The following is a 14,974-nucleotide window of genomic DNA, read 5'->3' on the forward strand; positions in this document are numbered from 1 at the left end:
ATTTGATTATAAACTCATTGCTTTTTTGTAATTTTGCAAGTCGAAAAGACTTGAAAATGAAGAAAACATTATACAGTAAATATGACAAAACGCAGATAAATACGTTGCCACGTGTTGCATTTGAGGGACGTATTGTTGTCGTTTTGACTCCTACGGAAGCCGAAAGGGCAGTGGAATACTTGCTGTCTCAGCCTATCTTAGGAGTGGATACAGAGACGCGCCCGTCGTTTAAACGGGGTGTCGTACACAATGTTTCTCTACTTCAAATAGCTTCTCACGACATTTGTTTTTTATTCCGTTTAAAGCATACGGGTATGTCTCCTTCAATAATACGGTTGCTTGAAGATACTACCGTACCGAAGATCGGCCTGTCGCTTAACGATGATATATCTATGCTTCATAAAGTAGCCAGGTTCACTCCGGGATATTTTATTGATTTGCAGAAGCATGTAAAGGAAATCGGGGTGGAGGATTTGAGTCTTCAAAAGCTATATGCCAATTTTTTCGGGCAAAAGATAAGCAAGGCCCAAAGACTGACTAATTGGGATGCAGACATACTTAGCGACAAGCAGAAGCAATATGCGGCTATTGACGCTTGGAGTTGTATAAATTTATATGAAGAACTTATTAGGTTGGAAAAAACCGGAGATTATGAACTTATAAAAGTACAAGATGAAGTACAGGCAAATATATCTTAAAAAGGGTAAGGAAGACAGTCTCAAACGCTTTCACCCATGGGTTTTCTCCGGTGCGATAAAGCATGCTGAACCGGGTATTGAGGAAGGAGATATAGTAAAAGTGTTGACAGATAGCGGAGAGTTTATCGCTTTGGGACATTACCAAATAGGCTCTATTGCTGTCAGGGTATTGTCTTTTCAGGAATGTGATATTAATTCTTTATTTTGGCAATCCAAATTACAGTCGGCATTGGAGGTAAGGGTATGCATTGGAGTGGCTGACTCATCCGATAATAATACTTATCGCTTGGTGCATGGCGAAGGAGACAACTTGCCGGGATTGGTTATAGACATATATGGGAAAACCGCCGTAATGCAGGCACATAGCGTGGGTATGCATGTTTGTCGCAATGAGATAGCCAACAGTTTGGTCACTGTGATGGGAAACCGTATTGACAACATATATTATAAAAGCGAAACGACTTTACCTTATAAAGCGGAACTTGGCCAAGAGAACGGTTTTGTATATGGAAATTCCGAGGATAATATTGCGATAGAGAACGGATTGAAATTCCATGTCGATTGGCTAAAAGGACAAAAAACAGGTTTTTTTGTCGATCAGCGTGAGAATAGAGCTTTATTGGAAAGCTATGCCCGTGGCCGTAAGGTGCTTAATATGTTTTGTTATACCGGTGGATTTTCTTTTTACGCTATGCGTGGAGGAGCGGAATTGGTGCATTCTGTAGACAGCAGCGCAAAAGCGATAGAGCTTACAGAACGTAATGTTGAGTTGAATTATCCCGGTGATAATCGTCATGCGGCTTATTGTGCAGATGCTTTTAAGTATCTTGAAGAATCCGGAAACAATTACGATTTGATAATATTGGATCCTCCGGCATTTGCGAAGCATCGTGCGGCATTGCACAACGCTCTTAAAGGTTATACACGACTTAATGTCAAGGCATTTGAAAAAATCAAGCCGGGTGGCATATTATTTACTTTCTCTTGCAGTCAGGTTGTGACTAAAGATAATTTCCGCAATGCGGTATTTACCGCAGCTGCAATGGCCAAACGTAATGTGAGAATAATGCATCAGCTTCATCAGCCGGCAGATCATCCCGTTAATATATATCATCCTGAGGGAGAATATCTCAAAGGACTGGTGCTTTATGTGGAATAGAATTTGGATTTAGCAAGTATTGTTTCTGCATATATCGAGCGACTTGATTTGCTTGATAAAGACCGCGTTCATATTGTGGCAGTGAGCGGTGGCGCTGATAGTGTGGCCTTATTATTGGTATTATCCGAATTGGGCTTTTGCGTGGAGGCGGCCCATTGCAATTTCCATCTGCGTGGAAAAGAATCTGACAGGGATGAGGATTTTGTTCGTGAGCTATGCAATAAGAATAATATACCATTCCACTTAACTCACTTTGATACAACCGGATATGCTTATCTGCATAAAGTAAGCATCGAGCTTGCGGCCAGAAAATTGCGTTATTCTTATTTTGAGCAATTACGAAAGAATATTGATGCAGTTGACATTTGTGTGGCACACCATAGTGATGACACTGTTGAGACCGTGTTGATGAATCTGGTCCGCGGTACGGGGATACACGGATTGTCGGGTATCAAAGCCGTAAATGGAAATATCAAGCGTCCTTTTTTATGCGTAAACCGTGGTGATATAGAAAATTATTTGAAGCACAAAAAACAGATTTATGTCACCGATAGCACAAACCTAACTGATGAAGCTACGCGAAATAAGTTCCGTCTTAATGTGATACCGATGCTCAAATGCATCAATCCAAAGGCATCGGAAAATATAAGACGTACAGCGGAATACATGGCTGAAGCGGTCAAGATTTTTGACGATGCTATATCCAAGGGCATTAAACGTGTCGTCAATAGGGTAGCCGAGGATGATTGTTTATATATAAATATAAAGAGTCTGCTTAAAGAACCGTCACCGGAATATTTGTTGCACCAGATACTGAAGGATTATCATTTTACGGCAATGCAAGTAGAACAAATATATCACAGTGTTGGTTCGCAACCGGGAAAGCTATTTGCTTCTGGTGATTTTGAATTATTGATAGATCGTTGTCATATAATTGTCTCACCTCATGCCGAGGTCTTTAAATCATTGAAAATTCCACAATGTGGTACTTATATTTTGTCTGATTTAGACAGAATATCAATCACACAAACAATGGTTGATGAAAATTTCGTTATATCCCGCGATAAAAATAAAGTATGTCTTGATGCTTCCGAAATAGAATTTCCGCTTGTTTTGCGTACCATTTCCCCTGGAGACAGGTTTATTCCGTTTGGCATGAGAGGCTCAAAGCTTGTCAGCGATTATCTTACCGACAAGAAAAAAACACTGTTTCAAAAGAAAAAACAACTCGTTCTTACTGATGCTTCAGGTGCCATCGTGTGGCTGGTAAACGAAAGGCCTGATGCCCGTCACTGTATATCCGATAAAACGAAGAACGCTTTTGTCGTATCATTTGAATGTATGAAATATAAATAAAGTCTGCCCCAACATGTATAAAAATGCTTTGAGGCAGACTTGTTTGTCGTTTTACCCAAGATATAAATCCCCCTTTTTCTGTTATTTATAGTGAGTATTCGCTTTTTCGATAGTACGAATATTGTCTCTTATCCAATACATTCCACTCTGTATGTCAGATAGTGAATGCAAGTTCTTCCTTACCTTCCTGCTTGGTTATCGTGATTTTATCTCCGGCTTTCAATTCACCGTTGATTATCATTTCGCCCAATCCATCTTCTATATATGTCTGGATGGCACGTTTCAAAGGACGTGCACCAAACTGGACATCATATCCTTTTGACGCTACGAACTCCTTGGCCTCGGCACTGATATCAAGTTGATACCCCATGGCCTCTACTCGTCCAAACAATCCTCTAAGCTCAATGTCGATTATCTTTTTAATCGCATCCATATCCAACTGATCGAAAGTGATAATCTCATCGAGCCTGTTGAGAAATTCCGGTGAAAACTGACGGCTCAGTGACTTTTGGATAATACTGCGAGCATATTCCTTATCTTTGTCGTTAAGAGCAAGTCCACCATCAGACGCATTAAAACCTACTCCACGCGAAAACTCTTTCAATCGCTTGGTTCCGGCATTGCTCGTCATGATAATCACCGTATTACGAAAGTCTACGAAGCGGCCGTTTCCATCTGTCAGCCGTCCCTCGTCAAGCACTTGCAACAATAGGTTATATATGTTGCCATGAGCTTTTTCAATCTCGTCCAGCAATATGATAGAGTAGGGGTGGCGCCTTACTTTCTCCGTGAGTTGTCCTCCCTCCTCATAACCGACATATCCCGGAGGTGCGCCGATAAGTCTGGATACGTTAAAGCTCTCGGTGTACTCACTCATATCTATTCTTATAAGAGCCTCTGATGAACCAAACATAAACTCTGCAAGTTTCTTTGCAAGATATGTCTTGCCCACACCTGTAGGCCCGAGGAACATGAAAGCGCCAATCGGATGATTGGGATCTTTCAGTCCGACTCTGTTTCTCTGTATAGCCTTTACAATCTTGTCAATAGCCGGTTCCTGAGCGATAACGACTCCTTTAAGTTCTTCTGACATTCCTTTAAGTCGTATACCCTCTGCCTCTGCCATGCGCTGTACTGGAACACCGGTCATCATCGACACAACATCGGCCACGTCACTGCCGGTTACAGTCTGCCTGTCACTACTTTCACCATTGGTCCACTTTTCGTTAAGCTCTTTCAGTTCTGCTTCCAACTCCGTCTGTCGGTCCCTATAGCCAGCGGCAAGTTCAAAGTTCTGGTTTCTTACCGCGGCTTGCTTTTTATCCTTTATTATGTCTATTTCTTTTTCTTTCTCGGTTATTTCCGGTGGAATCGTCATAGAGCCGAGACGAACTCTCGAACCGACCTCGTCAAGAGCGTCTATCGCTTTGTCTGGGAATTGCCTGTCTGTAATATATCTTTCTGTCAGCTTGACACAAGCATGCAGTGCCTCGTCTGTGTATTCCACATGGTGGTGATGCTCATATCTACCCTTTATATTTTTCAATATAGCATAAGTCTCATCACTTGTTGTCGGTTCGACAAGAACTTTCTGAAATCTTCTTTCAAGTGCGCCGTCTTTTTCGATGCTATTGCGATACTCATCAAGTGTTGTCGCTCCTATACATTGTATTGTGCCTCTTGCCAACGCCGGTTTTAATATATTTGCGGCATCCATGCTTCCAGGAGTGGATCCCGCTCCCACAAGGGTATGAATCTCATCTATGAATATAATTATATCGGGATTTGTCTCTATTTCCTTTATCAATGCCTTTATACGTTCCTCAAACTGTCCTCTGTATTTTGTTCCTGCCACAATGCCGGTCATATCAAGGCTGACCACCCGCTTGTTGAACAGCATCGGAGATACGTGGCGAGCAGCTATAAGCTGTGCCAATCCCTCAACAATAGCGCTTTTGCCAACACCTGGTTCACCTATTAGTATGGGATTGTTTTTCTTCCTTCTACAAAGAATTTCTATCACGCGGGCAATTTCACGCTCACGCCCGACAACCGGGTCAAGCTTGCCATCAAGAGCTGCTTTTGTCATGTCAACCCCGAAATTGTCTATGACAGGTGTTTTACCTTGGGACTTACGGTTTTGAGTGGCAGTCTGAGAATTCTTTGCGTTCATGTCTCCCCGGCTTCCACCACCATGTGGGTCAGCCTGCTCAAATTCACCTTCCTCCTCATCAGGTAATCCTATGCCGTCTTGTATATGCCCTTTGGATTGAAGCATTGTCATGGCATCTTCGTAATTCATGTTGTTTATTTCCAGTATTTCTTTAGCTCCATTATCTACATTATCATGAAGTATGGCAAGTAGCAGATGTTGCTCGTCAACACGTTGTGTACGCTGTATACGTGCTTCAAGAACGGCAAGTTTCAGTATGTTGCTTGCTTTTTCATTCAATACCAGTTCCGATGTGTTGATTGGTACACCAATCTCATCTTCACGCACTTTGTTTTCAAGGCCAGCCTTTACGGACTGTATATTAATGTCCAACCTGTTGAATACATCTATTACCGGACTCTCTTTTATTCTCAACAATCCGAGAAGAAGATGCTCCGGACCGACAGAGCGACTTGCCAAGCGCGCGGCTTCTTCCCTGCTATAAGCAAGAATCTCTGATACTTTGGGCGAAAATTGACTTGTCATTATTTATCCTCTCTCTTTAAATTAAATAATCTATAATTAATAAACGTAAGAAAGCAAAAGCCATGCCAAAGTACACGAATGGAATGTTATGTCTATTAAATATTTGTTATATTACGTTCGTTGCTTTATTCATTAACGAACATCCTTGTGTCATTTACTGATATTTATTTAATAAATCAATACGGCTTCTGCGACCGGTATATACAAAAATATTGGCAGTGGTATCGTAATATGTATCGCAAACATATTTGCTTTATATGTTATTTCGTATTATATTTGCATACTGTTAAACGACAAACACCCCTATGACTGCATGATAAATATTGACAAAATAGCGTGTCTTAAAAACGCTGCGACTCCAATGTTCCAGACTTTAAAATTTGATTTAACTGATGTCGGTTTGCTTTCAATAACTGTTCAGGCCTATCATGTATTTATTGTTTACTGCATATAGTATATAATTCACCACCATACTGATTTACAGGCGAGACTCCACCATAACGTGTAGTCTCGCCTTTTACTTTATAAAGTGTATTATTTTATTATAAATCAGTCACAAAGTATTCTTCATTTAAGTATTTATTGCATTCCGTTTGGATACCCGTTGCTCTGCATTTAGCGTCTAAACGCAATGCAACGGGTATCCAAACGGAATACAACCACTATCTAAATACAACTGAAACTATTTTTGCCTGAAATCACTACAGTAAGTTGTCAAAAATTATAGTGTAATCCGTCGGTTTACATCTTTTTCTATAATAAGTTATGTCTAAACGGAATTATAATGTATTTGACATTATTTTTACATACCTCTAAAATATTTGCACCAACCGCCATTATACTTTTTCTTGGCTGAAGATTATTATTCGGTCATGTCTGGCCATAATAACGAATATTCAGGGGCTAACGTGGCATAGTTGCCAAATATAACGTGCATATTTGTTTTTATTCATAAAAATCCATTATCACAGTACAACTGCAATACCATTTTCGAAGCCGTAAAGGTCTGTATGGCAGCACACGTGTACTTATAAAATTGTTTAAATGTTTTTTTATGTCTGAAAAAAGTAGTAATTTTGAAGGCTTGAAAGATGTAAAAACGCGCCAGAACGGCTTAAAAGTGCCTTAAACGGCATTTCAGCGGTAAACCGCCGGCCTTGTGGCAGCTAAGCAGATAACAATAAAAACAAATAACAATCAATGGATCAAACATTAGACCAAGACAGAATCATAAAAATTAATATTGAGGAAGAAATGAAATCCTCATATATTGATTATTCGATGTCTGTAATCGTAGCCCGTGCTCTTCCGGATGTTCGCGACGGATTTAAACCTGTTCATCGCCGTATCCTATATGGAATGATGGGTATCGGTAACGGCAGCGATAAGCCGTATAAGAAATGCGCACGCGTTGTCGGTGAGGTATTAGGAAAATATCACCCGCACGGAGATAGTTCCGTATATGGCGCTCTTGTCAGAATGGCACAGGAGTGGAGCATGAGATATACATTGGTAGACGGTCAAGGCAACTTCGGTTCTGTGGATGGAGACTCAGCGGCAGCAATGCGTTATACCGAATGCCGACTATCTAAAATGGGAGAGCATGTCATGGATGATTTGGAAAAAGACACCGTAGACATGACGAACAACTTTGACGACTCGTTGCAGGAGCCGACCGTAATGCCGACAAAAATACCTAATTTGCTGGTAAATGGCGGAAATGGTATAGCCGTGGGTATGGCGACCAATATTCCGACACACAATCTGGCGGAAGTAATAGACGGCTGTTGCGCTTACATAGACAATCCGGATATAGACACAGACGGGCTTATGGAGTATATCAAAGCTCCCGACTTCCCGACCGGTGCATATATATATGGTATACAAGGAGTGAAAGACGCTTACGATACAGGTCGCGGACGGATTGTGATGAGAGCCAAAGCCGAAATAGAGACAGGAGACACTCATGATAAAATCGTAGTGACGGAAATTCCTTATGGCGTAAACAAGGCTGATCTCGTGAAATATATAGCAGATTTGGCAAATGAAAAAAGAATAGAAGGCATCAGCTATGTAAACGACGAGTCGGGACGTCAGGGTATGCGTATCGTCGTTGACGTAAAGCGAGAGGCAAACGCCAATGTCATTCTTAATAAACTTTTTAAGATGACAGCACTGCAAAGTTCTTTCTCGGTGAACTGTATCGCCCTTGTGAAAGGCAGGCCGAGACTTCTTTCCTTGAAAGATTGCGTGAGGTATTTTGTGGAGCATCGTCATGACGTGACGATCCGCAGGACAAGGTTTGATTTGAAGAAAGCGCAAGACCGTGCCCACATTCTGGAAGCGCTCATAGTTGCCTGCGATAATATCGATGAGGTGGTACATCTTATCCGTGCGTCCAAGACTCCGCAAGATGCTATCGAAAACCTCAAGAAACGTTTCGACTTTGACGATGTTCAGGCAAAGGCAATTGTTGACATGCGTCTAAGCCAGTTGACCGGCCTTCGCATGGATCAGTTGCATCAAGAGTACGAGGAACTTGAAAAACTCATAGCCCACTTACAGGAGATACTTGACAATCCTGAATTGTGTAAGCAGGTGATGAAAGCCGAGTTGCAGGAAGTAAAAGAGAAATATGGTGACGAGCGTCGTACTGAAATAAAGTATTCGAGCGAAGAGTTTAATGCGGAGGATTTCTATCCGGATGATCCAGTCGTGATTACAATCAGCCACTTGGGATATATCAAGCGCACGGCTCTTTCTGAATTTAAGGAACAGAGCCGCGGTGGAGTAGGAAGCAAGGGTGCCCAGACGCGTGACGCTGATTTCACGGAATACATATATCCCGCTACAATGCATAACACATTGCTTTTCTTCACTCAGAAAGGACGTTGTTACTGGCTTAAATGTTATGAAATTCCGGAGGGGGCAAAGAACTCGAAAGGCAGAGCTATACAGAACTTGCTCAATATTGAATCCGACGATGCCATCAATGCAGTTTTGAGAATAAAGAAGTTTAATGACGAAGAGTTCCTCAAAAGTCATTACGTAGTATTTGCGACAAAGCACGGTATAATAAAGAAAACATGCCTTGAAGCATATAGCCGCCCGCGCACAAACGGCGTAATAGCCATAAATATCATGGAAGGCGATCAAGTCGTGGCAGTCAGGTTGACAAACGGTAATAACGAACTGATCATAGCCAACCGTAACGGCCGTGCGATACGATTTAATGAAAAAGACGTACGTGTGATGGGACGTGTGTCTACCGGAGTGCGCAGTATGCGCCTTGATGATGGTGACGACGAGGTGATAGGCATGGTGTGTGTCAACGACCCGCAAACAGAGACCATAATGGTTGTAAGCGAAAACGGATATGGAAAGCGTAGCGAGATTGAGGACTATCGGAAAACGGCCCGTGGAGCAAAGGGTGTGAAAACATTGAGCGTCACGGAAAAGACTGGCCGACTGGTTGCGATTAAGGTTGTGACCGATGAAAATGACCTCATGATTATCAACAAGAGCGGAATATTGATACGCTTGAAAGTTGCCGATGTACGTGTAATGGGGCGTGCGACACAAGGTGTCAGACTGATAAACCTCACAAAGAAAAACGATATTATTGCAAGTGTTTGCAAGGTGATGAGTGCAGGTGACGCTGAGATAATGGAGCAAGATGGACAGACCGCATTGGAAGCAAGTGCATCACAAGCAAATAATAATATGTCTGTTTCTGATGATGCGTCGGAAATTCATCCTGACGAAACGGCTCCAATCGTAGAATTCGGTGAAGAATAAAATGGTACAGACAAATGTTTAATTAAAACTATAAAACGATGAAAAAACTGATTATGATGGCAGTCACTGTTGCAGCGTCCGCCACAGCCTTTGCCCAAGACAATGTGGTAAAGGAAGCACAAAAGCTTTGTGACAAGGGAGAATTTGAAGAAGCACTGAAAATCATTACTCCCGCATTGACATCTGATGCCACAACCGATAAGGCTGCGGCATGGAATACACTTAACAATATTCATTATCAGAAGTTTGCGGGCATTCAGCAGAAGAAAGCTGAAAGCGAGATAAAGAAAGATAACACTCCATACGATACTCTTGGCATGCATAGAAGTATTATCGCTGCAATGGAGGCCGCTTTGAAATGTGATGAGTTTGACAGGCAACCAAACGAGAAGGGAAAAGTAAAAATACGTTTCAGAAAAGCCAATCAGGACAGATACCAAATGGGACGTCTGAATCTTATACAGGCAGGACTATTTGAGTATAACCACAAAAATCTTGACAATGCTCAAAAGGCATGGACTTTGTATATTGATAGTGCGGAGGATCCTATGTTTACGGATATTGATCTGACAAAAGATGAATATCGTGCAGAGATTGCATATTTTGCCGGTTTGGTATCTTATCAAAAGAAAGACTATGCAAGTGCAGTTAAATATGCCAAAATTGCGGCTCAGGACTCGGCGAAAGCAGCCGACGCCAATGAAATACTTTTATTCTCACAAAAAGAGAATTGCAAAACAAAGGAAGACTCTTTGGCTTATGTGGGAATATTGAAAGATCTTCATAAACAAAAGCCTAACGAAGATAAGTATTTCAATCTTTTGATGGAATATTATTCAGCTCCTGGACGTCAGGCTGAGCGCATGAAATGGCTGGAAGAAGAGATTACTGCCGATCCGAAGAATAAAATGGCTTGGGCTTTGAAAGGTGAGGCCGAGATGAACAGTCAGAAATGGAATGAGGCCGTAGAATCATATAAGAAAGCTCTTGATATAGACCCAAACTTCATCCAAGTGATATTCAACATCGGAGTATGTCTCAACTCTAAAGCCATAGAACTGAAAGATCAGTTAGCTGATAAGAAGACCGGTGGTCTTACGACAGCAAACCTGAATAAAGTGAAGGAGGTTCTGAATCAGGCGTTGACGTATATGGAAAAAGCCAAAGAACAGGATCCTTCACGTGAAAAAGTAAACTGGGCATATCCTTTGTACCAAATTTATTATTCATTGGGTAACAAGGAGAAATCAGCAGAAATGGAGAAACTGCTTGGCAACTAAAAAATAAACATATAACCATTAAATGAAGAAGCTGATATTATTAACGCTTCTCTTACTATTGATAACACCGTGCTTGAGAGCTCAACGAAAAGAGATGTCTCAAGCACGGTCTTATATAAAGAGTGGCAAGGAACTGGAAAAAGCGGAAAAAATGATGACCGAGCTTTTGGCCAAAGATTCTGTTTGTAGGACTAATCCTAAAATATATTTGCTTTTATATCAAGCACTGCAAAAGCAATACGAAGTCGGTAATGAAAAGCTTTATCTAAAACAGAAATATGATACGGCTGCCATATTCAATCTGACAAAGCGTATGTTCACAGTACTTGAAACGCTTGATTCCATCGATGCCATTCCTGATAAAAAAGGACGTGTAGTTTTGGAATATCGCCGTAAACACGCTTCGGAGTTAAACACATTGCGACCTAATCTTTTTTACGGCGGGACATATTATATAAGAAAAACAGATTATAAAACTGCTTTTGATTTCTTTTCCACATACATAGAATGTGACCGAAAACCATTGTTTTCAGGTTATGACTATCAGGATAACGATAAGCGTATGACAGATGCGGCATATTGGGCCACATATTGCGGATTTAAAATGAATAATCCCGAAAAAACACTTATGTACGCAGATACGGCATTACATAATATATCCAAGAAAAAATATACCTTACGGTTTATTGCCGAAGCATATAAAGCTGAAAAAAAAGACGCACAGTATGTGCAAGTATTACGGACCGGATTTAAGGAATATCCAGAATACCCGTATTTCTTGTCACGATTGATGGATTATTACACAAATGCGGATAGTCTGAATGAGGCTTTACTCCTGGCGGACAAGGCTCTGGCTGTTGATAGTGACAACGAATTGTTTATGCTGGCAAAGTCTACTGTATTACTTAATATTGGTAAATATGACGATTGCATATCGTTAAGTGATTCGCTAATACAAAAAAATGACACACTTCCTGAGCCGTATTTTAATGCCGGTACGGCTTATCTGAATAAAATATTGATTTTAGAAAGGGATAAACAAACTTCAAAGAACAAGAAACAAATTAAGAATTTATACAAAAAGGCAAGACCATATTTAGAGAAATATCGTGAATATGCGCCTGACAATAAAGACAAGTGGGGACATGCGTTATATCGTATTTATTTAAATCTCAATATGGGAAAGCAATTCGATGAAATAGATAAAATACTAAAAAATTAAAAAATAAGCCTCATTGGCAATTCTACTTTAAAGTAAAAACGTTATCTTTGTAAAATGATAATATTTGATTTTTAACTTATAAAATTATGGAAAATAACACACAACTTATTTCACAATGTACGGAAAAAGCACAGCAATGGCTAACCCCGGCTTTTGACCAAGAGACACAAGCTTCTGTTCGTAGGATGCTGGAGAATGAGGATAAAACCGATTTGATAGAATGTTTCTATAAAGAGTTAGAGTTTGGAACTGGAGGATTACGCGGCATTATGGGAGCCGGCAGTAATCGCATGAATATATATACTGTCGGTATGGCAACACAAGGTTTTGCCAATTATCTGAAGAAAAACTTTGCGGATCGTTCGGATATATCTGTCGTTGTATGTCATGACTGCCGCAATAATAGTCGCCAGTTTGCAGAAACAGTCGCAGATATATTCTCGGCAAATGGAATAAAAGTTTATCTTTTCGATGATATGCGTCCGACACCGGAATGTTCATTTGCCATAAGACACCTAAAATGCCAAGCTGGAGTTAATGTTACCGCAAGTCATAATCCACGCGAGTATAATGGATATAAAGCGTATTGGGAAGATGGGGCGCAGGTATTGGCACCACATGATACCGGCATCATAGATGAAGTCAATAAAGTTACCATTGATGATGTTAAGTTTTCCGGAAATAAAGAGTTGATTCAGATTATCGGTGAGGATATTGATAAGATATATTTGGAGCGCATAAAGGAGATTTGCATCGATCCTGAAGTTATAAAACGCCAAAAGGATCTCAAAATAGTCTATACTCCATTACATGGTACTGGAATGACAATGATACCTCGTTCGTTAAAGTTATGGGGATTTGAAAATATTCATTGCGTGGAAGAGCAGATGGTGAAAAGTGGTGACTTCCCCACTGTTGTATCTCCAAATCCAGAGAATGGTGAAGCTCTTACACTTGCATTGCGCGATGCCAAGGCCATGGATGCAGACGTTGTTATGGCAAGTGATCCGGATGCAGACCGTGTTGGTATGGCATGCAAGAATGATAAGGGAGAGTGGATTCTAATAAATGGAAACCAAACATGTTTACTGTTCCTTTATTATATAATCACCAATAGAAAGGCTACCGGTAAGATGAGAGATGGTGATTTCATCGTAAAAACAATTGTTACCACAGAGGTTATCCGCGAGATTGCTGAAAAACAAAATATAGAAATGCGTGATTGCTATACTGGTTTTAAATGGATAGCCCGTGAAATCGCCATATCTGAGGGTAAACAGCAATACATTGGCGGTGGAGAAGAAAGTTATGGTTTCCTGGCACAAGACTTTGTCCGTGATAAAGATGCAGTTTCAGCATGTTCATTACTTGCCGAGATTTGCGCTTACGCTAAAGATAAAGGTAAAACTTTGTATGATATCTTGATGGATATATATGCCGAATATGGTTTCTCCAAAGAGTTTACAATTAATGTAGTGAAACCTGGTAAGAGCGGAGCTGATGAGATTAAACAAATGATGACTGACTTCCGCAATGAACCTCCAAAGGAGATAGGTGGCAGTAAGGTCATTGTATGTAAAGACTACCAGACTTTAGAACAGACAAATGCAAATGGCACAAAGACAAAACTTGATATGCCAACAACAAGTAATGTGCTTCAATGGTTCTGTGAAGACGGCACAAAAATAAGTGTGCGCCCTTCAGGAACAGAGCCGAAGATAAAGTTCTATATAGAGATAAAAGATAATAGTATGAAGTGTTCTGGATGTTACGACAGATGCTGTAGTGCAGCAGAAAATAAAATCAATGCGATAAAGAGTTCATTAAAACTCTGATTGTTTTATTACCATAAATAAAATAGCATGACAAACAAAGCTTGTCATGCTATTTTTAATTTGCTTGAGGATGCTCATTTTTAATATAAATGCAATTATCCATATATAAGTTCATCGCATTTATTTGATGTTTAATGGCTCTATATGATTATGTCCTGCAATAAAAATGCAATTTAAATATCTACTCATAATAAATTAGTGCAATGTATTATATCTTTAATGACCTCACCTCCAATTATAAGACCTGCAACACCTGGCACAAAAGAATTACTTGCTGGCATTAGTTCTGTGGATTGACACGATGTCATGTTTGGGACTTCTTCGCTATACACGACTTTTAGATGTTCCACACCTAATTTACGAAGTCTCTTTCTGACTGCTTTTGCAAGCGGATCTATTTTAGTCTTACTTATGTCTGACACTTTGAATGCCGTAGCGTCAAGTTTATTTCCAGCCCCCATACTGCTTATTATAGGAATATTCTGTTTATTACAGCGTACGACCAATTCAACCTTGGCAACAACTGTATCTATACAATCCACCACATAATCATACTTGGATAAATCTATTTGATCTGCATTGGACGGCAAATAGAATACCTTGTACGTCTTCACAATACAATCCGGATTTATATCCTCAATCCTTTTCTTCGCCACATCCACTTTGTACTGTCCGATAGTACTTGTCAGGGCATATATCTGTCTGTTTATGTTAGTGGCAGAAACACTATCACTATCAAATATATCAATATATCCTATACCGCTTCGTGCTATCACTTCCGCTGCATATCCGCCAACTCCGCCAACTCCGAATATGGCTACTTTGCTATTATATAATCTCTCCATTGCTTGTTTACCAAGAAGAGCTTCTGTTCTATTAAACCGTTCCTTGACACTATCCATGTTTCCTATTCAATTGTAAAAAGTAA

At 40.3% G+C, this 14,974-nt stretch carries 9 protein-coding genes; 7 read left to right on the forward strand and 2 right to left on the reverse strand.

What is annotated here, in order from left to right:
• Nucleotides 1–56 precede the first annotated feature (56 nt).
• From HPS53_RS11405 to tilS, 3 genes are read left to right on the forward strand one after another with little or no spacing between them, the layout of a single operon-like run.
• Complete coding sequence (locus HPS53_RS11405) at nucleotides 57–698, forward strand: 3'-5' exonuclease (protein WP_104369874.1); 642 nt, start codon at nucleotides 57–59, stop codon at nucleotides 696–698.
• Complete coding sequence (locus HPS53_RS11410) at nucleotides 673–1,857, forward strand: class I SAM-dependent rRNA methyltransferase (protein ID WP_104369875.1); 1,185 nt, start codon at nucleotides 673–675, stop codon at nucleotides 1,855–1,857. Before HPS53_RS11405 ends, HPS53_RS11410 begins: the two co-directional genes overlap by 26 nt.
• Nucleotides 1,858–1,860: 3 nt before the next feature.
• Nucleotides 1,861–3,213, forward strand: a complete 1,353-nt coding sequence (tilS, locus tag HPS53_RS11415; protein WP_172206326.1) for a tRNA lysidine(34) synthetase TilS — start codon at nucleotides 1,861–1,863, stop codon at nucleotides 3,211–3,213.
• Nucleotides 3,214–3,367: 154 nt separating this feature from the next.
• Here the strand turns inward: tilS and HPS53_RS11420 are convergent, their stop codons facing one another.
• The gene (locus HPS53_RS11420) at nucleotides 3,368–5,911 is read right to left on the reverse strand and encodes an ATP-dependent Clp protease ATP-binding subunit (protein ID WP_172206328.1); all 2,544 of its coding nucleotides are present in this window, start codon (nucleotides 5,909–5,911) and stop codon (nucleotides 3,368–3,370) included.
• 1,200 nt (nucleotides 5,912–7,111) lie between these two features.
• On the opposite strand from HPS53_RS11420, the gene gyrA reads away from it, so the two are divergent.
• The 4 genes from gyrA to HPS53_RS11440 all read left to right on the forward strand — a co-directional run bounded on the left by gyrA (nucleotide 7,112) and on the right by HPS53_RS11440 (nucleotide 14,046).
• A complete protein-coding gene (gene gyrA, locus HPS53_RS11425; RefSeq protein ID WP_172206329.1) occupies nucleotides 7,112–9,709 on the forward strand; it encodes a DNA gyrase subunit A in 2,598 nt (865 codons plus the stop codon).
• 38 nt (nucleotides 9,710–9,747) lie between these two features.
• On the forward strand, nucleotides 9,748–10,989 hold the full coding sequence (locus HPS53_RS11430) for a tetratricopeptide repeat protein (protein ID WP_172206330.1): 1,242 nt from the start codon (nucleotides 9,748–9,750) through the stop codon (nucleotides 10,987–10,989).
• Between the two features lie 22 nt (nucleotides 10,990–11,011).
• On the forward strand, nucleotides 11,012–12,211 hold the full coding sequence (locus tag HPS53_RS11435; protein WP_104369880.1) for a hypothetical protein: 1,200 nt from the start codon (nucleotides 11,012–11,014) through the stop codon (nucleotides 12,209–12,211).
• A gap of 86 nt (nucleotides 12,212–12,297) precedes the next feature.
• Complete coding sequence (locus tag HPS53_RS11440) at nucleotides 12,298–14,046, forward strand: phospho-sugar mutase (protein WP_172206331.1); 1,749 nt, start codon at nucleotides 12,298–12,300, stop codon at nucleotides 14,044–14,046.
• 185 nt (nucleotides 14,047–14,231) lie between these two features.
• Here HPS53_RS11440 and HPS53_RS11445 read toward each other — a convergent pair whose 3' ends face one another.
• Nucleotides 14,232–14,948, reverse strand: a complete 717-nt coding sequence (locus tag HPS53_RS11445; protein WP_104369882.1) for a ThiF family adenylyltransferase — start codon at nucleotides 14,946–14,948, stop codon at nucleotides 14,232–14,234.
• Nucleotides 14,949–14,974: the final 26 nt, after the last annotated feature.

Source organism: Prevotella sp. PTAC (assembly GCF_013166535.1).
Classification (GTDB): domain Bacteria; phylum Bacteroidota; class Bacteroidia; order Bacteroidales; family Bacteroidaceae; genus Prevotella.